The following is a 22881-nucleotide window of genomic DNA, read 5'->3' as shown; positions in this document are numbered from 1 at the left end:
ATTCCCCACACGGTAGTGCCGGCCGCTGGCCGGCAACCTCATGACGCCGGAACGTTTCCGTATCTGCCGGCCAGCGGCCGGCACTACCAACCGCCGGCTTCGGCAATTCCCCACACGGTAGTGCCGGCCGCTGGCCGGCACCCCCATGACGTCGGAACGATTCCGTATCTGCCGGCCAGCGGCCGGCACTACCGGGCTCTATTCTTCCTCTTCCGGCACATCCTGCGGGTTCAACGTCTTGCTCGCCCGCTTCGGCGCGGTGAACGGCGTCGGCGTCGGCACGCCCTGGCCGGAGTTGCCAAACACCATCTTGGCGCCGGCGTTCAAGCCACCACCGGCAATCTCCAGCTCGAAACGCTCGGCATCGCGGCGACGGATCTGCTCGGCAATCTCCACCGCGTCATCCTCATCCGCACCCAGCTCCACCAGCGCGGCCTGGCCGAACAACACCGCCGACTCAAACGTCTCGCGGATCTGGAAATCGACACCGGCATGGATCAGCCGCAGCGAATGCTCGCGGTCGAACGAGCGCACCATCAGCTTGGCCTGCGGGAACTCGTGCGACACCAGCTCAACAATGCGATCAGCCGCCTCGGCCTTGTCCACGCACACCGCAATCGCACGCGCGGTGGCCGCGCCCGAGGCATGCAGCACGTCCAGTCGCGTCCCGTCGCCGTAGTAGATCTTGAAACCGAAGCGCGCCGCGCTCTGGATCATCTCCACATCGTTGTCGATGATGGTCACGTCCACGTCGCGCGCCAGCAGCGACTGGCTGGCGACCTGGCCGAAGCGGCCGAAGCCGATCAGCAGCACGCTGCCGGACAGGCCCTCGGCCTCGTCCACGCCGTCCAGGTTCACTTCCGGCTTCGGCGCGATGCGCTTGTAGACCAGCACGACCAGCGGGGTCAGCGCCATCGACAGCACCACCACGGCGGTAAAGTTGGCATTGATCTCCAGGTTGATCACGCCGGCCGAGGCGGCGGCGGAGAACAGCACGAAGGCGAACTCGCCGCCCTGCGCCATCAGCACGCCGCGGTCCAGCGCCTGTGCGTGGTCGCTGCCCATGATGCGCGCGACCACGTAGATGCACAGCGCCTTGGCTGCCATCAACGCCAGCACCAGGCCGAGGATCAGCTGCCAGTTGCCGGCCACCACGCCCAGGTCCAGCGCCATGCCGACGCTGAGGAAGAACAGGCCCAGCAGGATGCCGCGGAACGGCTCGATGTCCGCTTCGATCTGATGGCGGAAGGTCGATTCGCTCAGCAGCACGCCGGCCAGGAACGCGCCCATCGCCATCGACAGGCCGGACAGCTGCATCAGCAGTGCCGCACCCAGCACCACCAGCAGCGCGGCGGCGGTCATCACCTCGCGCGCCTTCGATTCGGCCAGCACGCGGAACAGCGGATTGAGCAGGAAGCGGCCGACCAGCACCAGGCCGACGATGGCGCCGACACCGATGGCCACCGACAGCCAGCGCGAACCCTCGCCATCGGCACTGCCCGCGCTCGGCGCCATCCACGCCACCAGCGCCAGCAACGGCACGATCAGCAGGTCTTCGAACAGCAGGATCGAAACGATCTTCTGCCCCGACGGCAGTGCGATGTCGCCGCGCTCGGCCAGCAGCTGCATCACCACTGCGGTGGAGGTGAGCACGAAGCCGGTGGCACCGATGAAGGCCACCTGCCACGGCAGGCCGAACAGCTTGGCGATGCTGGTCAGCACCAGCGCACAGGTGACGATCTGCAGCGTGCCCAGCCCAAAGATCTCCTTGCGCAGGCTCCACAGGTGCGAGGGCCGCATTTCCAGGCCGATCACGAACAGGAACATCACCACGCCGAGCTCGGCGGTATGCAGGATCGCCTGCGGGTCGGAGAACCAGCCCAGGCCGAACGGTCCGATCGCCAGGCCGGCAGCGAAGTAGCCCAGCACCGAGCCCAGGCCGGCCCGGCGGAACAAGGGCACCATCACCACCGCCGCGCCCAGCAGGGCGACGACCTTGACCAGCTCGCTGGTCGCTGCTTCTACCGCCATGCAGTGTGTTCCCCAAGATCCAGAATCGGGTTCAACAATAGAGCAATGCCGATGACGGCAATAGCACGCATGTTGCGCCGGATTGTCTTGAAGGTGGAACGATGGTGGGGGCCCGCCCCAGCATCATCCCGAAACCATTGCACGTCGCTGTAGCGCCGAGCCCACGCTCGGCTGCTTCTGCTGTGCGCGGGAAGCATCAGCCGAGCACGGGCTCGGCTCTACAGAGAGCCACCCCGGCAAAACGCGGCGTAATCGATATACCCCGGGAACGGCACGCCCGGCGCGCACACCGGGCAGTGCGGGTCCGGCCGGATGCCGGTCTCGCGGAAGCGCATGCCCAGCGCATCGAAGCGCAGCAGGCGGCCCACCAGCGGCTCGCCGATGCCCAGCAGCAGCTTCAGCACCTCGGTGGCCTGCAGCACGCCGGCCAGGCCAGGCAGCACGCCCAGCACACCGGCCTCGGAACAGTTCGGCGCAAACTCCGGCGGCGGCGGCTCGGGGAACAGGCAGCGGTAGCACGGCGCCACGCCACGCTGGCGGCCAGCGTCAAACACGCTTACCTGGCCGTCGAAGCGCTCGATGGCGGCATACACCAGCGGCTTGGCGTGCTTGATGCAGGCGTCGTTGAGCAGGTAGCGCAGCGGGAAGTTGTCCGAGCCGTCCAGCACCACGTCCACGCCCTCAAGCAGCGCGTCCACGTTCTCGGACGTGACCCGCTCGGGCACGGCCTCAACCTCGATCGACGGATTCAACGCCAGCAGCCGCTCGCGCGCGGAATCGACCTTGAGCTGGCCGACGCTGGCTTCGGTATGCACGATCTGCCGATGCAGGTTGCTGCGCTCCACGCGGTCGTGGTCGGCGAAGCGCAGGTGCCCTACCCCGGCTGCCGCCAGGTAAAAACCGGCCGGCGCGCCCAAACCGCCCGCGCCCAGCACCAGCACGCGTGATTGCTGCAGCCGGCGCTGGCCGGCCTCGCCCACCTGCGGCAGCAGCAGGTGGCGCGAATAGCGATCAAAGAAATCGCGGTCGGCGGCACTGGCCAGCGGCTGCACCAAGGGCAGCGACTGCTCGCGCCAGGCCACGGTGCCGCCCGTCACGGAAGCGACGCGGGTGTAGCCGGCCTCCAGCAGGAACTGCGCGGCATCGGCCGAGCGCTTGCCGCTCTGGCAGATCAGCAGGATCTCCTGGTCGTGCCGCGGCAGATGCGCGGCCGGGTCGGCCTGCAGCTCGCCCTTGGCCACGCCGCGCGCGCCCTCGGCCATCCCGCCGGCCCGCTCGTGCGCCTCGCGCACATCGATCAGCACCGCGCCATGGGCCAGGCGCTCGCGTGCCTGCGCGGGGGAAAGCTCTTGGATGCTCATGGCCGCATTATCGCGCACGTGGCGGCAGGCCGCCTTGACCGATACCGGGAAACATAGGGTAGTGCCGGCCGCTGGCCGGCATGGCCATGAACGCGCGGGATGACGCGAGGTTGCCGGCCAGCGGCCGGCACTACCACAAACAAGAAAGGCGGCCCTGCGGCCGCCTTCCCGTGAATCACTTGCCCTTGACGTGCTTCATCAAGCGCCGCTTGGACTTGATCTGCCGCTCGGTGAGGACGTTCTTCTTGCCCTCGTACGGGTTGGTACCCTCGCGGAAGATGAAGCTCACCGGCGTACCGATCAGCTTGAAGCGCTTGCGGAAGAAGTTCTCCAGGTAGCGCTTGTACGACTCCTGCAACTCCTTCAGGCGGGTGCCGTGCACGATGAAGGTCGGCGGGTTGGAACCGGCCGGGTGCACGTAGCGCAGCTTGGAGACATGGCCGCGGATGGTCGGCGGCGGGTTGGTCTCGTAGGCCACTTCCAGCGCCTTGTTCACTTCGCTGGTGGTGAAGGTCTTGTTCGCCGATTCGTGCGCGCGGTGCACCGCGCGGAACAGCTCGCGCAGGCCCGAGCCGTGCTTGGCCGAGATGCGCACGGACTCGGCCCACGGCACGAAGCCCAGCTTCAGCGACAGCATGGTTTCGGCCTGCTCACGCTGGTACTCGGTCAGGCCATCCCACTTGTTGATGGCGATCACCAGCGCGCGACCGGCATCGAGCACCGCACCGAGCACGGTCGCGTCCTGGTCGGTCACGCCTTCGGTGGCGTCGAGCATCAGCACGGCCACCTGGCACTGCTCGATCGACTGCATGGTCTTGACCACCGAGAACTTCTCGACGACCTCGTCCACGCGCGACCGACGGCGCAGGCCGGCGGTATCGATCAGGCGGTACTCGCGGCCGTCACGCTCCAGGTCCACTGCGATCGAGTCGCGGGTGGTGCCCGGCACGTCGGAGGCGATCATGCGCTCCTCGCCGAGGATGCGATTGACCAGGGTCGACTTGCCCACGTTCGGGCGGCCGACGAAGGCGATGCGGATGCGGTTCGGATCGTTGTCCAGCTCTTCGCCGCTGCCTTCTTCCGGCAGGCGCTGGATCACTTCGTCCAGCAGGTCGTCCAGGCCCTGGCGATGCGCGGCCGAGACGGTCAGCATCTCGCCGAAGCCGTAACGGGCGAACTCGGAACGCACGCTGTCCTCGTCGGTGCCGTCGATCTTGTTGATCAGCAGCAGCGTCGGTCGCGACAGCTTGCGCAGCCAAGCCAGGATCTCGTCGTCCAGCGCCGAGGTGCCCTCGCGGGCATCGACGACGAACAGGATCAGGTCCGCTTCGGCAGCCGCCGCACGCGCCTGGCGGGTGGTGGCACCGGCCAGGCCTTCGTCCTCACCGGCGATACCGCCGGTATCCACGACCAGGAAATGATTGTCCTCGTCGAGGCGGCAGACGCCGTAGTTGCGATCGCGGGTGACGCCGGGCTGGTCATGGACCAGGGCGTCACGCGTGCGGGTCAACGCATTGAAAATGGTCGACTTGCCGACATTCGGCCGTCCAACCAGGGCGACCAAAGGCAGCATCGCGATTACTCCGTATTAATTTGCCAACCGGAAGGCGGTCAGCTTGCCATCCACGTTCTGCACCAGCAGCACCCCGTCTGCGACCACCGGCTGGGCCAGCAGGGCATCACCACCGCTCTTTGCCCGTGCCGCCATCGCACCATCGGAGGCCTGCAACCAGTGCACGTATCCCTTGTAGTCGCCGACCACCACGTAGTCGCCCTGCAGCGCCGGGCCGGTCAGCGAACGACGGGCCAAGGCGGTCTGCGACCACATCGCTGCGCCGCTGGCCTTGTCCAGGCCGAACACGCCGCCCTTGTTGTCGGTGACGAACACATTGCCCGACGACACCGCCACGCCACCCGCACCACCATGGTCGCGCGCCCACAGCGGGCGACCGGTCGGGCCTTCGATGGCCATGGTCTGGTTCTTGAAGCTGCTCACGTAGAGGGTGTTGCCCTCCAGCACCGGCGCGCCGTCGACGTCAGCCATGCGCTCCAGCTCGGTACGGCCTTCGCCGTTGCCCAGGTTCTGCTCCCACAGGGTGCGGCCATCCTGCTGGGCCAGGGCCGCAACCGCGCCCTCGTCCTTGCCGATGAACAGCACGCCCGGGCCGGTCACCACCGGCGCATTGCCGCGCACGGTCAGCGCCGGCAGCTCGCTCGGGTTGAACCACTTCTGAGTGCCGTTGCCGACATCGAAGGCGGTCACGCGGCCGTCGTTGCTGCGCACGTAGACCATGCCCTGGGCAACGGCCGGCGCGGCGATCACTTCACCCGGAACACGGGCGCGCCACTTCTCGCTGCCGTCGTTGATGTCCAGCGCGATGACCTGGCCATCCAGCGTGCCGATCACGACCAGGTTCTCACCGACACCCGGGCCGCCGGACAGGCGCAGCTTGGCCTTCTTCTTTTCCTTCTTCGGCTCCCAGGTCCAGACCTTCTTGCCGGTCTGCAGATCGATGGCGTGCACGCCACCGGTGATCGCCGCAGCGAACACGTGGCCGTTGGCCACCGCCGGGCCCTGGCGCACACCGATGCGACGCTCGCCCTTGCCGAGGTTGACCGACCAGATCTTGCTGACCTTCACGGTCGGCTCGAACTTGACCAGCTCAGCCGGCTCCTGTGCCTTCTTCGCCGCCGCGTCCTTGCCGGCGAACCAGCCCTTCATGGTGCCGCAGCCGGTCAGGGCCATGCCCATCAGGAGTACGGTGGCGACGCGGGTGATCATGACCTTCTGACTCATCAAACCGACTCCGCAGGGGCGGCAACGGTGCCGCCGGCGTCCATAACCTTGGTTTCCAGCAGGCGCCGCTGCGGCGCCGCCACGTCCAGCGTCTTCAGCGCCTTCTCGTACTGTACGCGGGCCTCATCACGCTTGCCCTGCGCCATCAGCGCATCGCCATGGATTTCCAGGCTGCTGCTGTCGGTGGCGCTGCCCAGCAGCTTGATCGCCTCGTCGCTCTTGCCCGTGGCCACCAGCAGGCGCGCCACGCGCTGGTCGACCACGCGCTGCAGGTCGCCTTCGACCTTCACGTTGCGCAGGGTCGCCAGGGCTTCTTCGTTCTTGCCGGCATCGACCTGGGCCTTGGCCAGCTGCAGCGCCGCGAGGTCGCCATAGATGCTGGACGGGCCGGCTTCGAGCGCCTTGACCGCCTTGGCGGCGTCGTCAAGCTTGTTCTGCTGCAGGCCCTGCAGGGCCTTCTGGTACTCGACGTTGGCCGAGGCCAGCTTGCTGCCCTGCTCCTTCTGGTACCACTGCCAGCCGGCAATGGCACCGATGGCGATGACTACGCCACCGAGGATGCTGGCGCCATTCTTCCGCAGCCAGCTGCGGACGCGTTCACTTTGTTCGTGCTCGTCGAGCAGATCGTCGATCGCCATGCGTACTCTCGCCCCGCCCGTCGGGAGGGACCATTGGGTTTAATCGAAGGTGGTGAAACCGCGCCTCAGTGCGAAACCGGGACTACGGAGCCTTCAGAGGATACCTGAAAGCGTGCCACGTTGGCTCGCTGGTAGGGGGTCAGATCGACGATAGCGCCGTTCTGCTGAACCTGGACCGCCGAGGCGTTGCCCAGGGTCACCCGGGTCACCTGGCCCGGCGTGAAGCTGCGGGTCTCGCCGGACTTGATCAGCGCCTTCTCGACGGTGCTGCCGTCCGGGCCGCCGATGTCGACCCAGCTGTCGCCGCTGAACTGCATTTCCAGCGCATTGCCGGCAGCCGGGGCCGGCGCCGGGCGCGGCACCGGGGCCAGCGAGGCGACGTAAGGGGTGGCCGCCGGCTTGCTGGCCGGGGCCGTGGTCGCTTCGGCCGGGGCGGCCGTCTCGCTACCGGCTGCGGACGGCGTGACCGGCACGGCGGCCGGGATCACGTCCAGCGAGGCGGTGCTCGGCGACGGGGTCGCGCTGCCGTCGAAGTGGCCACGGGTGGCGAACCACACCGGCACCGCCAGCACGGCGGTGATACCGACATACAGCACGCGCCGGCCGAGGTTCTCGGCAATGCGGCGCGCACGGGGGGTATGGGTATGGCTGACCAGAGTGGGCGGCACCACCGGGCCGACCTGGGCCCGTTCCAGCAGCTCGCCCACGTCCACGTCGAGCAGGCGCGCATAGCTGCGCAGCTGGCCGCGCACGAACACCGGCGCCCCCAGCTTCTGCCATTGTTCCTCTTCCAGGGACTTGACCACCTGGACCGGCATGCGCAGGCGCGAGCCGACATCTTCGAGGGTCAGTCCGGCCGCTTCACGGGCCTGGCGCAGGCGGGTGCCGCAGCCGGCCGCAGTCTCGAGAGCGCTCACAGTCTGGTCATCAATCACAATGCATCAACCCTGGAGTTAGGAGCCCGCTTCCTGCGGAAATTCCTGTCGAATCCGCTGCAGATAGCGATCAGATGCCGCCCGATCGCCCAGCCTCGCTTCGATTTGAGACGCAAGTTGTAACACGGAACGCGTTGCGGGTGCAGCCGCAATCCTACGTTCGGCGAAGGCCCGGGCCTCCATGTAGCGGCCCTGGCGGAAGCTCAGCTGGGCCATCGACTCCAGCGCAACCGGGTTGGCCGGCGCCGCGACGAGTGCCGCGCGCAGGTCGCGCTCGGCACGTTCGAGCTGCCCAGCGTCCAGCGCGCAGCTGCCGGCATTGGCCTGCGCTTCGCCCGGGGTGGCATAGCCCGGCGCCTGCAGCGCCCGGTCGAACCAGACCAGCGATTCGGCCGGCTGGCCCTGCTGGCATAACCAGGCACCGTAGTTGTTGAGCACGTCTCCGCGCTGCGGCGCCAGCTCGGCGGCCCTGCGGAAATGGTCGCCCGCCTGGCGGGTGCGGCCACGACGGCCATCGATGCCGGCCTGCAGCACCAGCGCATCGGGCGCCTCGGGCGCCAGCTTCAGCGCTTCGCGCACCTTGCGCTCGGCGGCGTCGAGATTGCCGACCTGCATGTCACGGGTCGCCAGGGTCAACAGATCGCGCCAGCGCACTTCGCGCCGCACGCTTTCCGGGTCACCCACCGAATAGACCGGCGCCTGACTCGGCCCGAGCTTGGCCTTGGGATGGGATTTGCAGCCGCCGACCGCAACGGCCAGCACGCCTGCGAACAGAACCAGCCAGAGGCGGTCAGGCCGCGGCATCGCTCCCCTTCCCTGCCTGCAGCGTCTTGTTGAACTCCGCCTGGCGGCGGGTGCGGTCCATCACCTGGCCCTTGAGCTGGCCACAGGCGGCATCGATGTCGTCGCCACGGGTGCGGCGGACCATGGTCAGCACGTTGCTGTCGAGCAGGATCTTCTGGAAGGCGCGGATGTGCGCCTCTTCCGAACGCTCGTAGCGGGTGCCCGGGAATGGATTGAACGGGATCAGGTTGACCTTGCCCGAATCCTTGGCCTGCACCGCGTTGTCGAACTGGCGCATCAGGCGGGCCAGCTCGCGGGCATGCTCGGGCTTGTCGTTGATGCCCTTCATCAGGGTGTATTCGAAGGTGACCGACTCGCGGCGCTTGTTGGCGCGCAGGTAGCGTGCGCACGAGGCCATCAGCTCGGCGATCGGGTACTTCTTGTTGAGCGGCACCAGCGTCTCGCGCAGCGCGTCGTTCGGCGCATGCAGCGACACCGCCAGCGACACGTCGCTTTCGGCAGACAGGCGATCGATCTGCGGCACCAGGCCGGAGGTCGACAGGGTCACGCGCTTGTTGGCCAGGCCGTAGCCCAGGTCGTCGCGCATCACGCTCATGGCGCGCACGACGTTGTCGAAATTCATCAGCGGCTCGCCCATGCCCATCATCACCACGTTGGTGAGGCGGCGCATCTGGTGCGGCACGTTGCCCAGGTGGCGTGCGGCAACCCACACCTGGCCGATGATCTCGGCGGTGGTCAGGTTGCGGTTGAAGCCCTGGGTGGCGGTGGAGCAGAACGTGCAGTTCAGGCCGCAACCGACCTGCGAGGACACGCACAGCGTGCCGCGGGTCTTGTCCGGGATGTACACGGTCTCGATGGCGTTCTTGCCATCCACGCCCATCGCCAGCAGCCACTTGTGGGTGCCGTCGGCGGAGGGCTTGTCGAACACGATGTTCGGAACCAGCACCTCGGCATGGGCCTGCAGCTTGGCGCGCAGGACCTTGCCGAGGTCGGTCATTTCATCGAAATCGGTGACGTAGCGATGGTGGATCCACTTCATCACCTGGTGGGCACGGAACTTCTTCTCGCCGAGAACCTCGACGAAGAACTTCTCCAGGCCCGCGCGATCGAGGTCGAGCAGGTTCTGCTTGCCAGCCGTGGGTGCCGACTTCGGCAGCGGCTGGATGGCGGGGGACTGTACGACCTCGTTCACGGCATTACTCTCAGCGCGAGACGACTTCGGTGGCGGCGAAGAAGTAGGCGATTTCAATCGCGGCATTCTCGACCGAGTCCGAGCCGTGGGCGGCGTTGGCATCGATGGATTCGGCGAAGTCGGCGCGGATGGTGCCCGGCGCGGCTTCCTTCGGGTTGGTGGCGCCCAGCAGATCGCGGTGGGCCAGGACGGCGTTCTCGCCTTCCAGGGCCTGGATCATCACCGGGCCGGAGATCATGAACTCGACCAGCGCGTTGAAGAACGGACGCTCGCGGTGCACGGCGTAGAAGCCTTCGGCTTCACGACGGGACAGCTGCTTGTACTTGGCGGCCACGACCTTCAGGCCGGCCTTCTCGAAGCGGGCGTAGATTTCGCCGATGACGTTCTTGGCAACGGCGTCCGGCTTGATGATCGAAAGGGTGCGCTCCAGCGCCATGGGATGTCTCCAATGGAATCGGGCCGCTGATGGCCCGAAGGGTAACATGAAAGAAACCCGCGTCGGGACGCGGGCTTAGCCTGATAAACGTAGGCGAATTGTAAAAGATAAAGCGGCGCCATGGTAGTGCCGGCCGCTGGCCGGCACCGGTCACCATTCAACCTCGGGCTGCCGGCCAGCGGCCGGCACCACCCCATTCACCCAGCTGAGCGGATTCTGACCGTCCGAGCCATTTTTGCTGCACTGCAAAATGCCATACGCTACCGTCTGGTCCTAGTATCAAACAATCGTTTGATTAAGGTCTGCCCGCCGATGGCCAAACCCGCCCACTTCTCGACCAAGGACCGGATCCTCGGCGCGGCCGAGGAGCTGTTCGCACAGCACGGCTTCGCCGGTACCTCGCTGCGCCAGGTGACCAGCCAGGCCGACGTCAACATCGCAGCGGTCAACTACCACTTCGGCTCCAAGGAAAACCTGGTCAACGAGGTGTTCCGCCGCCGCATGGACGAAATGACCGGCGCCCGCCTGTCGCAGCTCGAACGCGCCCGCGCCGAGCACCCTGGCGAACTGCGCCCGGTGCTGGCCGCCTTCGTCGAGCCGGCCCTGGCGCTGGCCCAGGACCGCCAGAACGGCGGCGCCTTCGTGCGCGTGATCGCCCGCGCCTACGCCGAGAAGAACGACAACCTGCGCAAGTTCCTGTCCGACCACTACGGCCACGTGCTGCGTGCGTTCGGCAAGGCCATCGGCGAATGCGTGCCGGACCTGAGCAAGGAAGAGCTGTACTGGCGCCTCGACTTCCTGGCCGGCTCGCTCACCTATGCGATGGCCGACTTCGGGCTGATCAAGCGTCCCGCCGGTGTCACCGAAGCGGCGCATCGTGCCCATGCCGCCCACGAACTGATCCATTTCGCCGAAGCCGGGTTCCGCGCCGCCGCACGCGCCAGCGCCCTGCCCGCTTCCGTTTGATTCCACCCAGTAACTGCTGACCAACAAAGGCCCTACACCATGTCCAATTCCCTGCTAGTCCGCCGCGCCGCCGTGCTGGGTGCCGGCGTCATGGGTGCCCAGATCGCCGCCCACCTCACCAACGCCGGCGTCGACACCGTGCTGTTCGACCTGCCTGCGAAGGAAGGTCCGGCCGACGGCATCGTGCTGAAGGCGATCGCCAATCTGGGCAAGCTGAGCCCCGCGCCGCTGGCCAGCAAGTCGCTGGCCGAAGCCATCACCCCGGCCAACTACGAGTCCGGCCTGGAGCAGCTGAAGGACTGCGACCTGATCATCGAGGCCATCGCCGAGCGCATGGACTGGAAGCAGGACCTGTACAAGAAGATCGCCCCGTTCGTGGCCGACCACGCGGTGCTGGCCTCCAACACCTCGGGCCTGGGCATCAACAAGCTGGCCGACGTGCTGCCCGAGCAGCTGCGCCACCGCTTCTGCGGCGTGCACTTCTTCAACCCGCCGCGCTACATGCACCTGGCCGAGCTGATCCCGGCCACCACCACCGACGCCGCCGTGCTGGAAGGCCTGGAAGCATTCCTGGTCACCACCCTGGGCAAGGGCGTGGTGTATGCCAAGGACACCCCGAACTTCATCGGCAACCGCATCGGCGTGTTCTCGATCCTGTCGACCATCCACCACACCCAGCAGTTCGGCCTGGGCTTCGATGAAGTGGACGGCCTGACCGGCCCGCTGGTCGGCCGCCCGAAGTCGGCCACCTACCGCACCTCCGACGTGGTCGGCCTGGACACCATGGCCCACGTCATCAAGACCATGGGCGATACCCTGCCGAATGACCCGTGGCATGAATTCTTCAAGTCGCCGAAGTGGCTGGACGCGCTGATTGCCAAGGGCGCGCTGGGCCAGAAGACCGGCGCCGGCATCTTCCGCAAGGTCGGCAAGGACATCGTCGTGCTGGACCTGGAGAAGCAGGACTACCGCCCGGCCGACCGCACCGCCGCCCCGGAAGTGGTCGAGATCCTGAAGACCAAGAACCCGGCCGAGAAGTTCGCCAAGCTGCGCGAGAGCCAGCACCCGCAGGCGCAGTTCCTGTGGGCGACCTTCCGCGACCTGTTCCACTACAGCGCCTACCACCTGGCCGATATCGCCGAGACCGCGCGCGACGTCGACCTGGCCATCCGCTGGGGTTACGGCTGGTCGCTGGGCCCGTTCGAGACCTGGCAGGCTGCCGGCTGGAAGCAGGTGGCGCAGTGGATCGCCGATGACATCGTGGCCGGCAAGAGCATGAGCAGCGCCCCGCTGCCGGATTGGGTGTTCGATGGCCGCGACGGTGTGCACGCCGCCGAAGGCAGCTACAGCCCGTCGCGCAACGCCAAGCTGCCGCGTTCGTCGCTGCCGGTGTACCAGCGCCAGCGCTTCCCGGATCCGCTGCTGGGCGAGCAGTTCGCGCCGGGCGAAACCGTGTTCGAGAACGACGGCCTGCGCATGTGGCACGACGGTGATGGCATCGCCGTGGTCAGCTTCAAGACCAAGATGAACACCGTGTCCGACCAGGTGCTGGATGGCCTGCAGGAATGCGTCAGCCGCGCCGAGAAGGACTTCCAGGGCCTGGTGATCTGGCAGCAGAAGGAACCCTTCTCCGCCGGTGCCGACCTGGCCGGCGCGCTGGGCCTGCTGCAGGCCGGCAAGGTCGACCAGTTCGAGGAAATGGTGGCCAACTTCCAGCGCACCAGCCAGCGCATCAAGTACTCGCTGGTGCCGGTGGTGGCCGCCGTGCGTGGCCTGGCGCTGGGTGGCGGCTGCGAATTCCAGATGCACAGCGCCAAGACCGTGGCGTTCCTGGAAAGCTACATCGGCCTGGTCGAGGCCGGCGTCGGCCTGCTGCCGGCCGGTGGCGGCCTGAAGGAGCTGGCCGTGCGCGCCTCGCAGGCCGCCGGTCCGGGTGGCGACGTGTTCGCCGAACTGAAGAAGACCTTCGAGACCGTGGCGATGGCCAAGGTGTCCAACTCGGCGGTCAACGCCAAGGAGCTGGGCCTGCTGCGCAGCACCGACAAGGTGGTGTTCAACAGCTACGAGGCCCTGCACATCGCCAAGGCCGAAGCACGCGCCCTGGCCGAAGCCGGCTACCGCCCGCCGCTGCCGGCACGCCGCATCCAGGTCGCCGGTGACGTGGGCATCGCCACCTTCAAGATGATGCTGGTCAACATGCTGGAAGGCCGCTTCATCAGCCCGTACGACTACGAGATCGCCGAGCGCATCGCCACCGTGCTGTGCGGCGGCAAGGTCGACCGCGGCACCCTGGTCGACGAAGAGTGGCTGCTGACCCTGGAGCGCAAGCACTTCGTCGAACTGGCCCAGCAGGAAAAGACCCAGGCCCGCATCGCGCACATGCTCAAGACCGGCAAGCCGCTGCGGAACTGACGGAAGACATCGGTAGTGCCGGCCGCTGGCCGGCAACCTCTTCCAACCCCTATTCAAGAGATCATTGCAATGACCAAGCAAATCCAGGACGCCTACATCGTCGCCGCCACCCGTACCCCGGTTGGCAAGGCGCCCAAGGGCATGTTCCGCAACACCCGCCCCGACGACATGCTTGCGCACGTGCTGCGCAGCGTCGTCGCCCAGGCCCCGGGTGTGGACGTCAATCGCATCGATGACGCCATCATCGGCTGCGCCATGCCGGAAGCCGAGCAGGGCATGAACGTGGCGCGCATCGGCGTGCTGCTGGCCGGCCTGCCGAACACCATCGCCGCGCAGACCGTGAACCGCTTCTGCTCCTCCGGCCTGCAGGCCGTAGCGCAGGCCGCCGATGCGATCCGCCTGGGCAACGCCGACCTGATGCTGGCCGGCGGCACCGAGTCGATGTCGATGGTGCCGATGATGGGCAACAAGATCGCCATGGCGCCGAGCGTGTTCGACAACGACCACGTCGCCATCGCCTACGGCATGGGCATCACCGCCGAAAAGGTCGCCGAAGAGTGGAAGGTCTCGCGCGAAGACCAGGACGCCTTCGCCCTGGCCTCGCACCAGAAGGCCATGGCCGCGATCCAGAACGGCGAGTTCAAGGACGAGATCAGCCCGTACGAGATCGTCTCGCACCTGCCGGACCTGGCCGATGGCCAGCGCATCATCACCCGCAACAAGATCGCCGACACCGACGAAGGCCCGCGCCCGGACTCCTCCGCTGAAGGCCTGGCCAAGCTGCGCCCGGTGTTCCGCAACGGCCAGTTCGGCGGCACCGTCACCGCTGGCAACTCCTCGCAGATGAGCGACGGCGCCGGTGCCGTTCTGCTGGCCTCGGAGCAGGCGATCAAGGACTACGGCCTGACCCCGCTGGCGCGTTTCGTCAGCTTCTCGGTGGCCGGCGTGCGCCCGGAAGTGATGGGCATCGGCCCGATCGCCGCGATCCCGAAGGCACTGAAGCAGGCCGGCCTGACCCAGGACCAGCTGGACTGGATCGAGCTCAACGAAGCCTTCGCCGCGCAGTCGCTGGCGGTGATCCGCGACTGCGGCCTGGACCCGAGCAAGGTCAACCCGCTGGGCGGCGCGATCGCCCTGGGCCATCCGCTGGGCGCGACCGGCGCGATCCGTACCGCGACCCTGCTGCACGGCCTGCGTCGTCGCCAGCAGAAGTACGGCATGGTGACGATGTGCATCGGCACCGGCATGGGTGCGGCGGGTATTTTCGAGGCGCTGTAAGGTTCAAAGCGTTGCCTCGTTGGGCTTCATGGCGTGGGCCGGGTTGGCAGGGCTGCCCGGGACACGCCGTGAACCCATCCATGGGGGCTCGATGGCGCCATCCATGGCGCCAACGGTCCCGGGCAGCCCTGCCAACCCGGCCCTTCCAGCCCCCCGCGGCGGAGGGTTGAGCAAAGGCAGGGTCAAAGGCCGGGGTCAGATCCCTTTGCTTCGCAAAGGGATCTGACCCCAACCCACGAAAAAAGGCAGCCAGTGGCTGCCATTTTTGCTTTTGCTTCTGCCCTTGATTCCGCCCTTCCCGTCCGCGCCCGCAGGAAACCTAACAGGCGGGACGGGTGGGCCGTTGCAGGACCGTTGGCGCCATGGATGGCGCCATCGAGCCCCCATGGACGGGTTTACGGCGTGTCCTGCAACGGCCCACCCGTCCCGCCCATCACGTATCAATCAAAGCGCTGACGGAGCGCTTGATAAACCCCTTATTCCGCCAGCATCGCCGCCAGCTTCTCCCGCGCCGGGCCGGCCAGCTTCGGGTTGTCCAGCGCGAAGCGGATCGTCGCCTCCACCAGCCCCAGGTGCGTACCGCAGTCGAAGCGGGTGCCCTCGAAACGATAGGCATCGACTTCTTCGGTCTTCAACAGCTCGGCAATCGCATCGGTCAGCTGGATCTCGCCGCCGGCACCGGTCTGGGTCTGTTCCAGCAGTTCGAAGATCTTCGGGCTCAGCACGTAGCGACCGACCACCGCCAGGTCGCTCGGCGCGTCCTCCGGCTTCGGCTTCTCGACGATCTGCGAAATGCGGCCCTTGCGGCCATCGAACGCCTCAGTGGCGACGATGCCGTAGCTGGCGGTCTTTTCGTGCGGCACGTCTTCGACCGCGATCACGCTGGCACCGCTGGCCTCATTGAGGTCGGCCATCTGCTTCAGCGCACCGGCACCGCGGTTCCAGATCAGATCGTCGGGCAGCAGCACCGCGAACGGCTCGTCACCGATCACAGCCTTGGCACACAGCACTGCGTGCCCCAGGCCCAGCGCCTCGGCCTGGGTCACGAAGATCGCGCGCACGCCATTGGGCAGCACATGCCGGATCAGCTCCAGCTGCTCCTGCTTGCCGGCGCGCTCGAGCTTCTGCTCCAGCTCGTAGGCCTTGTCGAAATAATCGGCGACGGCGTGCTTGTAGCGGTTGGTGATGAACACCAGCGTGTCGCAGCCGGCTTCGATGGCTTCATCCACGGCGTACTGGATCAGCGGCCGATCAATGATCGGCAGCATCTCCTTCGGCACAGTCTTGGTTGCTGGCAAAAAACGCGTTCCCAGTCCTGCCACCGGGAAAACTGCCTTGCGAATTCGCTTGCTCATTGGTGCCTGTTCGCCTCACGTGCCGGAAAGGGCACGACTTTAGCGGATGAAATGTAAGCATCCTGTTCGATTGGCGAGAATTCCGGCATCGTCGCAAACAGGATTTCCTGGATGCTGGCAGTGTCGTAGCTGGCAATCGCCTCACGCAGGCGCGGAACATTGCCCAGCACCAGGTCGCGCGAGAACGTACGCACGCCGGCCTCGAGAATCTTCGGGTGCGCGGTCGAACGGTAGTCTTCGTCCGAATAGAACAGGGTCTCGTGCAGCTTCTCGCCCGGGCGCAGGCCGGTATAGATGATCTGGATGTCCTTGTACGGCTGCTTGCCGGTCAGGCGGATCATCTGTTCGGCCAGCACGCGGATCGGCACCGGCTCGCCCATGTCCAGAGTGTAGATCGCACCATGCGACGCCGACGCGGCCGCCTGCAGGATCAGCTGGCAGGCCTCGGGGATGGTCATGAAGTAACGGCTGACTTCCGGGTCCGTGACCGTGACCGGACCACCGCGCAGGATCTGCTCGCGGAACAGCGGCACCACGCTGCCGGCCGACGCCAGCACGTTGCCGAAGCGCACCGTGACGAAACGGGTGTGCGTGGACTTCTGGTCCAGGCTCTGGCAGATCATCTCGGCGTAGCGCTTGCTCGCACCCAGCGCATTGACCGGATCGACCGCCTTGTCCGTGGAAATGAACACGAAATGCTCCACGCGGGCTTCCAGGCACGCGCGGGCGACGTTCTCGGTCGCCAGGATGTTGTTGCGCACCGCTTCGCGCAGCTGGCGCTCCAGCACCGGCACGTGCTTGTAGGCGGCGGCATGGAAGGCGGTATCGACCGGGTGCAGCGACAGCGCGTGGCGGATCACGGCCGGGTCGCCACAGTCGCCCAACACCGCCTCGATCTCGACATCGGGGAAGCTGCGCCGCAGCTCGCCTTCGATGGTCAGCAACAGCAGTTCACTGATCTCCAGCAGGATGATGCGACCGGCACCGTGCCGCGCGCACTGGCGGCACAGCTCCGAGCCGATCGAACCACCGGCACCGGTAACCATTACGGTGCGCCCGCCCAACCAGCCTCGGATCAGGTTCCAGTCCGGCATGATGGGCTTGCGGCCCAGCAGGTCTTCGATCGCCACTTCCTTCAGCTGGCCTGGCAGCGACTGGCCCTGCAGGATGTCGCTGAGCTTGGGCACGGTACGGAACGGAACGCCGGTGCTTTCGCAGATCGCGACAACGCGCTGCATGCCTGCGGCATCCAGCGACGGCATGGCAATGACCAGCAGCTTGGCAGCGGTCTCGCGGACCACCGTCGGGGCGTCATCCAGGGTGCCGAGGATCGGCAGGCCCTGCAGCTTGGCACCCCGCAGGTGCGGTGCATCGTCGAGCAGGCCGACCGGCTCGAAGTTGCCGGAACGACGCAGGTCGCGCACCAGTGTTTCCGCCGCCTGGCCGGCGCCGAGGATCAGCACGCGGCGGGCGCTGGAATCGGACTGCAGTGCCTGGTAGTCCTTCCAGGCCCGGTACAGCAGGCGCGGTGCGCCCAACAGTGCCGACAGCGCGAACGGGTAGATCACCAGCACCGACATCGGCACGCCGTCGAAGCGCTTCCACATCAGCACCAGGACGATGGCGACCATGCCGATGAAGCTGGCCTTGAAGATGTTCAGCAGGTCGCTGACGCTGGCGAACCGCCACAGCCCGCGATACAGGCCCACGCGCCAGAACACCAGGCCCTGCAGCAGCAGGACCAGGGTGGTATCGACGTTCCACAGGGGCAGCGCCGGAGCGTTGGGCAGGATCGAGTAACGCCCTGCATGGAGCAACTGCCAGCATGCCCAGACCATGAAGAGGTCGTGGCAGACGATGGCCGAACGCGGCATCAGGCCGAGGATTCTGTCCCGCCAGGGTGAAGCCATAAGTCAGGTATTTCCTTGTCGGTAGCGCATTCCATTGCGCAGGAGGAGCCAGAGGACGCTCAGCGCGGTGAACCACGCGATCGCCACGGCAGCCTCCCACCTCGGCTGCAGATTGGAGCAGACATTGAACACTGTAATACTGAACAGGCCCAAAGCAAAGTACATCCCTGTCACCTGGGGGTGACTGGCTCCTGCCTGCACCGCGCGCTGGTAGACGTGCTGGGTATGGGGTTCCATCCAGCGTTGTCCCGAAATGATGCGCGCCAGCAGTGTGAAGCCTGCGTCCACGAGGAACGGCGAAACCGGGACCAGCAGCAGGATCCAGTTGATATCGGTACGCACGCTGGCGAGCGCCAGCACCGCTGCGACCGCATACCCCAACGCGCCGCTTCCGACATCGCCCATGAAGATCCGGGCCCGAGGGAAGTTGAACGGCAGGAATCCAAGGCAGGCCAGGCCCAGGGCCACGGCAGCCAGCGAGTAGGGCCACGGCAGCACCGGCGCCAGCCCCAGCATCGCCACGACGGCCTGGCTGGCGGCAATGCCGTTGATGCCGTCCATGAAATTCCAGATGTTGATCAGTGAGGCGGTGAACAGCAGCACCAGCGCCGCCAACAGCCAGCTGCCACCATTCACCTTGACCAGGCCGGCCAGCAGCGTTGCGGCGATGAAATGCACCAGCAGGCGACGCATCGCTGGCAGGGGCCTGTGGTCGTCCCACCAGCCGATACCGGCCACCAGCACCAGCCCAAGGCTGGCCACCAGCACTGTCGGCGTGCTTTCGGGCCAGGCCCAGATGGCCACGGCTGCAGTCACCAGCAGGCTGATGACGATGGCGATGCCGCCACCGCGCGGAGTGGCGACGCTATGGCTGCGGCGTTCGCCCGGCTGGTCCATCAACTGCCGGCGCAATGCATAGCCGCGTGCCGCCCACGTCAGCAGCGCACTCAGCAGGGCGAGCGCCAGCAGCGCGCCCATCACAAGCCAGGGCATGGATCAGAGCACCGCGTAGTTCAGCAGCGGCTTGACCGTTCCCCACTCCTTGCAGCTCGGGCACTGCCAGTGGTGGGTACGTGCCCCGAAGCCGCAGCGGGTGCAGCGATAGGCCGGGTTGCGCACCAGCAGCTGGTCGGTGATGTGCTTGAGGTCATGCAGGGTGGCGGTGGAATCGGCGCCCTCGGCGAGGGTGAGGTCGATCAGCGCGGACTCGCCACGCACCGACGGGCGATCCTTCAGCTGGCGGCCGAGGTAGGCACGCGCCGGGGCCACGCCCTCCTGTTCTTCCATCAGCCGGGTCAGCGCCAGCACCGGGGCAATGCCACGGTAATGCTCGGTCATCTCCGACAGGAACGCGCGCGCACCTGCCAGATCGCCCACCTTGCGATAGTTCTGCATCAACGCCGGCAGCAGTTCCGGCAGGTATTCGGGATCGTTGCGCGCGGCGCGCTCGAAGGCGCGCACGGCGGCCTCAGGATTGCCCGCGTCGGTTTCCAACCGGCCCTCGATGATGCCGGCGCGCACCGACATCGCATCGGCCTGGTAGGCGCGGGCGATCGCTGCCCTCGCCTCTTCCAGCTTGCCGGCGCCACGGAATCGCTCGGCCAGTTCGCACTCGAACTGCCCGATCAGCTTGCCCATCGGCTCGCCGGTGACATCCTCGAACCGGGTGGCGTTGTCGATGGCCTTTTCCCAATCGCGCTCGGCCTGGTAGATGCCGATCAGGTGCTTGAGCGCCTGCGGTGCGCGCTGATCCAGCTGGGCCAGCTCGGTGAACACGGTCTCGGCACGGTCCAGCAGGCCGGACTTCATGTAGTCCTCGCCCAGGGCCAGCAGGGCCTGCACGCGTTGTGCGTCACTCAGGTCATGGCGATTGACCAGGCCCTGGTGCAGGCGGATGGCGCGGTCGACTTCGCCACGACGGCGGAACAGATGGCCCAGCGCGACCTGGGTCTCGAAGGTTTCCTTGTCCAGCTCGGCGATGTGCAGGAACAGCTCGATGGCCTTGTCCGGCTGCTCGTTGAGCAGGTAGTTCAGGCCACGGAAATAGGTGCTGGACAGGCGGCTGACCTGGTTGTCACCGTGGCGTTGACCACCACGCCGCCCGATCACCCACCCGGCCAGTGCGGCCAGCGGTACGAACAGGAAGAACCAGAACCACTCGGTGACGAAATCCATCTTCGATCAACGTCCATCAAAAGATTGGGGGGAAGCAACCGGTGCCGGCGAAGCGACAGCAGACTTGTTGGCGCGACGCAGCTGGCCGTAGAGCGGAATGACCACGCTCACCAGCACCAGGCCAGCACCGACGATGACACCGATCAGCAATGCGGCAATGATTGCCACGCCGACCGAGGTCTTCAGTTGGGTGAAAACGAGGTTGATGGTCATCTCGTCCATGTTCATGGCACCGATGATCAACCCGAGAATGAGTACCGCCAGCAGGACCAGCAGACGAAAAACCTTCATGCGACAGCTCCAGTGGCAGGAGTCCGTAGCTTATCCGACTCGCGGCTGGATTCGCACGCGGTGGCGCGACGGCAGGCTCAGGCCGGATCGGCGTCCAGCGGCAGCACACTGCTGACCCGCTCGCGCAGTTCCTTGCCCGGCTTGAAATGGGGGACATGCTTGCCCGGCAGGGCAACCGATTCGCCGGTCTTCGGGTTGCGACCCAGGCGCGGCGGACGATAGTGCAGCGAGAAGCTGCCAAATCCACGGATTTCGATGCGATCCCCGGCGGACAGCGATCCGCCCATCATTTCCAGCAACGACTTCACCGCCAGATCGACATCATCGGCCTTCAGGTGCGCCTGGCGGCGCGCAAGGATTTCGATCAGTTCGGATTTGGTCATTACCGGCTCACATCAGGGGCATCTCAGCCTGAAACGGCCCGGGCAATGCCCGGGCCGTCCAGGAAACAACGAACAGCCTAACGCCGATTACTCGGACTTGTTGCCGTTCAGCTGTGCACGCAGCAGCGCGCCCAGCTGGGTGGTGCCGCTGGAAGCCGAAGAGGACTGGTATTCCTCCAGCACTTCGCGCATTTCAGCGTCGTCCTTGGCCTTGATCGACAGCTGCAGGGTACGGCCCTTGCGGTCCATGCCCACGAACTTGGCTTCGACCTTGTCGCCGACCTTCAGGTGCTGGGTGGCGTCGTCAACGCGCTCGTTGGCGATGTCGCGGGCCGAGACGTAACCTTCGATGCCGTCAGCCAGCTCGATGATCGCGCCCTTGGCGTCGACTTCCTTCACCACGCCTTCGACCTTGGAGCCCTTCGGATTGGCAGCCATGTACTGGCCGAACGGATCCTGCTCCAGCTGCTTCACGCCCAGGGAGATGCGCTCGCGCTCCGGATCGACGGCCAGGACGACGGCGTCCAGGGTATCGCCCTTCTTGAAGTTGCGAACGACGTCTTCGCCGGTGGTGTTCCAGCTGATGTCGGACAGGTGGACCAGGCCGTCGATGCCGCCGTCCAGGCCGATGAAGATGCCGAAGTCGGTGATCGACTTGATCTGGCCCGACACCTTGTCACCCTTCTTGTGGGTGGCAGCGAAGGTTTCCCACGGATTGGCGGCAACCTGCTTCATGCCCAGCGAGATGCGGCGACGCTCTTCATCGACGTCCAGCACCATCACTTCGACTTCATCACCCACCTGGACAACCTTGGACGGGTTGACGTTCTTGTTGGTCCAATCCATCTCGGAGACGTGCACCAGGCCTTCGACGCCCGGCTCGATCTCAACGAACGCACCGTAATCGGTGACGTTGGAGACCTTGCCGAAGACGCGGCTGTTGGCCGGGTAACGACGGCCGATGTTGTCCCACGGATCCTCGCCCAGCTGCTTCAGGCCCAGCGAAACGCGGTTGCGCTCGCGGTCGAACTTCAGCACGCGGACGTCCAGCTCGTCGCCGACGTTCACGACTTCCGACGGGTGACGCACGCGCTTCCACGCCATGTCGGTGATGTGCAGCAGGCCGTCGATACCACCCAGGTCCACGAACGCGCCGTAATCGGTCAGGTTCTTGACGACACCCTTCAGGATCGCGCCTTCCTGCAGCTTGTCCATCAGCTGCTCGCGCTCTTCCGAGTGCTCGCTTTCGACGACAGCGCGGCGCGAGACCACGACGTTGTTACGCTTGCGGTCCAGCTTGATGAGCTTGAACTCGAGTTCCTTGCCTTCCAGGTAGGCCGGATCGCGCACCGGGCGCACATCGACCAGGGAACCCGGCAGGAAGGCGCGGACATCCTTGATGTCCACGGTGAAACCACCCTTGACCTTGCCGCTGATGCGGCCGGTGATGGTTTCGTTCTTTTCCAACGCTTCTTCCAGCTCGTCCCACACCATCGCGCGCTTGGCCTTCTCGCGCGACAGGACGGTTTCGCCGAAGCCGTTCTCGATCGAGTCGAGGGCGACCTTGACGATGTCGCCTTCGGCGACGTCGATTTCGCCAGCGTCGTTACGGAACTGTTCGATCGGCACGATGCCTTCGGACTTCAGGCCAGCGTTGATCACCACGACGTCGCCGCGGACTTCAACAACGGTACCGCTGACGATGGCGCCCGGCTTCAGCTTGGCCAGGTTGGCCTGGCTGGCTTCAAACAGTTCGGCAAATGATTCGGTCATTAGATTTACTCTGTTGGACACATGGGTCGGTGGCGTCCCCTTCAGGGGAATGGCGACCGCCCGCCTGTTGGTCGACCCCGGAAACGCAGGTCGTGTGTAGTAGGAAAACCGCCACGCATCATTGCGCGACGGAGCTGGTACAGC

Annotated in this window: 19 protein-coding genes; 3 read left to right on the top strand and 16 right to left on the bottom strand. The window is 66.2% G+C overall.

Annotation, left to right across the window (positions count from 1 at the left end; all coding sequences use genetic code 11):
• Positions 1–198 precede the first annotated feature (198 nt).
• From AC5P66_RS17940 to ndk, 9 genes are all read right to left on the bottom strand, one after another.
• Complete coding sequence (locus tag AC5P66_RS17940; RefSeq protein WP_099495127.1) at positions 199–2031, bottom strand: monovalent cation:proton antiporter-2 (CPA2) family protein; 1833 nt, start codon at positions 2029–2031, stop codon at positions 199–201.
• Between the two features lie 218 nt (positions 2032–2249).
• Positions 2250–3392 (bottom strand): molybdopterin-synthase adenylyltransferase MoeB, encoded by a 1143-nt coding sequence (gene moeB / locus AC5P66_RS17935; protein WP_099495126.1) that lies wholly within the window; start codon positions 3390–3392, stop codon positions 2250–2252.
• 175 nt (positions 3393–3567) lie between these two features.
• Positions 3568–4965 (bottom strand): ribosome biogenesis GTPase Der, encoded by a 1398-nt coding sequence (der, locus tag AC5P66_RS17930; RefSeq protein WP_019661312.1) that lies wholly within the window; start codon positions 4963–4965, stop codon positions 3568–3570.
• Between the two features lie 15 nt (positions 4966–4980).
• The gene (gene bamB / locus AC5P66_RS17925) at positions 4981–6189 is read right to left on the bottom strand and encodes an outer membrane protein assembly factor BamB (protein WP_049413007.1); all 1209 of its coding nucleotides are present in this window, start codon (positions 6187–6189) and stop codon (positions 4981–4983) included.
• On the bottom strand, positions 6189–6827 hold the full coding sequence (locus tag AC5P66_RS17920) for a YfgM family protein (protein WP_049413005.1): 639 nt from the start codon (positions 6825–6827) through the stop codon (positions 6189–6191). Before AC5P66_RS17920 ends, bamB begins: the two co-directional genes overlap by 1 nt.
• Positions 6828–6892: 65 nt before the next feature.
• A complete protein-coding gene (locus AC5P66_RS17915) occupies positions 6893–7762 on the bottom strand; it encodes a RodZ domain-containing protein (protein ID WP_495216534.1) in 870 nt (289 codons plus the stop codon).
• Between the two features lie 18 nt (positions 7763–7780).
• Complete coding sequence (gene pilW, locus AC5P66_RS17910; RefSeq protein ID WP_049413001.1) at positions 7781–8566, bottom strand: type IV pilus biogenesis/stability protein PilW; 786 nt, start codon at positions 8564–8566, stop codon at positions 7781–7783.
• A complete protein-coding gene (rlmN, locus tag AC5P66_RS17905) occupies positions 8553–9758 on the bottom strand; it encodes a dual-specificity RNA methyltransferase RlmN (protein WP_005409296.1) in 1206 nt (401 codons plus the stop codon). Before rlmN ends, pilW begins: the two co-directional genes overlap by 14 nt.
• 10 nt (positions 9759–9768) lie before the next feature.
• Positions 9769–10194 (bottom strand): nucleoside-diphosphate kinase, encoded by a 426-nt coding sequence (gene ndk, locus AC5P66_RS17900; RefSeq protein WP_005409295.1) that lies wholly within the window; start codon positions 10192–10194, stop codon positions 9769–9771.
• Positions 10195–10506: 312 nt separating this feature from the next.
• On the opposite strand from ndk, the gene AC5P66_RS17895 reads away from it, so the two are divergent.
• The 3 genes from AC5P66_RS17895 (at position 10507) to AC5P66_RS17885 (ending at position 14850) form a co-directional block, all read left to right on the top strand.
• On the top strand, positions 10507–11160 hold the full coding sequence (locus AC5P66_RS17895) for a TetR/AcrR family transcriptional regulator (RefSeq protein ID WP_005416238.1): 654 nt from the start codon (positions 10507–10509) through the stop codon (positions 11158–11160).
• A 39-nt stretch (positions 11161–11199) separates the two neighbouring features.
• The gene (locus tag AC5P66_RS17890; RefSeq protein ID WP_099495124.1) at positions 11200–13572 is read left to right on the top strand and encodes a 3-hydroxyacyl-CoA dehydrogenase/enoyl-CoA hydratase family protein; all 2373 of its coding nucleotides are present in this window, start codon (positions 11200–11202) and stop codon (positions 13570–13572) included.
• Between the two features lie 69 nt (positions 13573–13641).
• Positions 13642–14850 (top strand): acetyl-CoA C-acyltransferase, encoded by a 1209-nt coding sequence (locus AC5P66_RS17885; RefSeq protein ID WP_005409292.1) that lies wholly within the window; start codon positions 13642–13644, stop codon positions 14848–14850.
• Between the two features lie 476 nt (positions 14851–15326).
• Here the strand turns inward: AC5P66_RS17885 and galU are convergent, their stop codons facing one another.
• The 7 genes from galU to rpsA form a co-directional block, all read right to left on the bottom strand.
• Positions 15327–16205 carry a UTP--glucose-1-phosphate uridylyltransferase GalU gene (gene galU, locus AC5P66_RS17880; protein WP_032954121.1) on the bottom strand — a complete coding sequence of 293 codons (879 nt, stop codon included), beginning with the start codon at positions 16203–16205 and terminating at the stop codon, positions 15327–15329.
• Positions 16202–18115: a polysaccharide biosynthesis protein gene (locus tag AC5P66_RS17875; RefSeq protein ID WP_032954120.1), complete on the bottom strand. Its 1914-nt coding sequence runs from the start codon at positions 18113–18115 to the stop codon at positions 16202–16204. The genes galU and AC5P66_RS17875 overlap by 4 nt, the downstream gene beginning before the upstream one ends.
• Positions 18116–18118: 3 nt before the next feature.
• Positions 18119–19108, bottom strand: coding sequence for an MraY family glycosyltransferase (locus AC5P66_RS17870; RefSeq protein ID WP_099495123.1), 990 nt, complete (start codon positions 19106–19108; stop codon positions 18119–18121).
• A gap of 3 nt (positions 19109–19111) precedes the next feature.
• Positions 19112–20290, bottom strand: a complete 1179-nt coding sequence (gene lapB, locus AC5P66_RS17865) for a lipopolysaccharide assembly protein LapB (RefSeq protein ID WP_019661300.1) — start codon at positions 20288–20290, stop codon at positions 19112–19114.
• A gap of 6 nt (positions 20291–20296) precedes the next feature.
• Positions 20297–20581: a LapA family protein gene (locus AC5P66_RS17860; protein WP_049411484.1), complete on the bottom strand. Its 285-nt coding sequence runs from the start codon at positions 20579–20581 to the stop codon at positions 20297–20299.
• A gap of 77 nt (positions 20582–20658) precedes the next feature.
• Positions 20659–20964 carry an integration host factor subunit beta gene (locus AC5P66_RS17855; protein WP_005409286.1) on the bottom strand — a complete coding sequence of 102 codons (306 nt, stop codon included), beginning with the start codon at positions 20962–20964 and terminating at the stop codon, positions 20659–20661.
• 87 nt (positions 20965–21051) lie between these two features.
• Positions 21052–22737: a 30S ribosomal protein S1 gene (rpsA, locus tag AC5P66_RS17850; RefSeq protein WP_005416230.1), complete on the bottom strand. Its 1686-nt coding sequence runs from the start codon at positions 22735–22737 to the stop codon at positions 21052–21054.
• Between the last annotated feature and the right edge of the window lie 144 nt (positions 22738–22881).

The sequence above is a fragment of the Stenotrophomonas sp. YJH_SMC_122 genome (assembly GCF_059369535.1).
The sequence above is the reverse complement of the archived record's forward strand: the minus strand, read 5'-3'. Positions and strand labels throughout refer to the sequence as shown.

Coding starts and splice junctions, on each gene's coding strand:
- AC5P66_RS17940 (WP_099495127.1), bottom strand. CDS start 2,031: ATGGCGGTAGAAGCAGCGACCAGCGAGCTGGTCAAGGTCGTCGCCCTG.
- moeB (WP_099495126.1), bottom strand. CDS start 3,392: ATGAGCATCCAAGAGCTTTCCCCCGCGCAGGCACGCGAGCGCCTGGCC.
- der (WP_019661312.1), bottom strand. CDS start 4,965: ATGCTGCCTTTGGTCGCCCTGGTTGGACGGCCGAATGTCGGCAAGTCG.
- bamB (WP_049413007.1), bottom strand. CDS start 6,189: ATGAGTCAGAAGGTCATGATCACCCGCGTCGCCACCGTACTCCTGATG.
- AC5P66_RS17920 (WP_049413005.1), bottom strand. CDS start 6,827: ATGGCGATCGACGATCTGCTCGACGAGCACGAACAAAGTGAACGCGTC.
- pilW (WP_049413001.1), bottom strand. CDS start 8,566: ATGCCGCGGCCTGACCGCCTCTGGCTGGTTCTGTTCGCAGGCGTGCTG.
- ndk (WP_005409295.1), bottom strand. CDS start 10,194: ATGGCGCTGGAGCGCACCCTTTCGATCATCAAGCCGGACGCCGTTGCC.
- AC5P66_RS17895 (WP_005416238.1), top strand. CDS start 10,507: ATGGCCAAACCCGCCCACTTCTCGACCAAGGACCGGATCCTCGGCGCG.
- AC5P66_RS17890 (WP_099495124.1), top strand. CDS start 11,200: ATGTCCAATTCCCTGCTAGTCCGCCGCGCCGCCGTGCTGGGTGCCGGC.
- AC5P66_RS17885 (WP_005409292.1), top strand. CDS start 13,642: ATGACCAAGCAAATCCAGGACGCCTACATCGTCGCCGCCACCCGTACC.
- galU (WP_032954121.1), bottom strand. CDS start 16,205: ATGAGCAAGCGAATTCGCAAGGCAGTTTTCCCGGTGGCAGGACTGGGA.
- AC5P66_RS17875 (WP_032954120.1), bottom strand. CDS start 18,115: ATGGCTTCACCCTGGCGGGACAGAATCCTCGGCCTGATGCCGCGTTCG.
- AC5P66_RS17870 (WP_099495123.1), bottom strand. CDS start 19,108: ATGCCCTGGCTTGTGATGGGCGCGCTGCTGGCGCTCGCCCTGCTGAGT.
- lapB (WP_019661300.1), bottom strand. CDS start 20,290: ATGGATTTCGTCACCGAGTGGTTCTGGTTCTTCCTGTTCGTACCGCTG.
- AC5P66_RS17860 (WP_049411484.1), bottom strand. CDS start 20,581: ATGAAGGTTTTTCGTCTGCTGGTCCTGCTGGCGGTACTCATTCTCGGG.
- AC5P66_RS17855 (WP_005409286.1), bottom strand. CDS start 20,964: ATGACCAAATCCGAACTGATCGAAATCCTTGCGCGCCGCCAGGCGCAC.
- rpsA (WP_005416230.1), bottom strand. CDS start 22,737: ATGACCGAATCATTTGCCGAACTGTTTGAAGCCAGCCAGGCCAACCTG.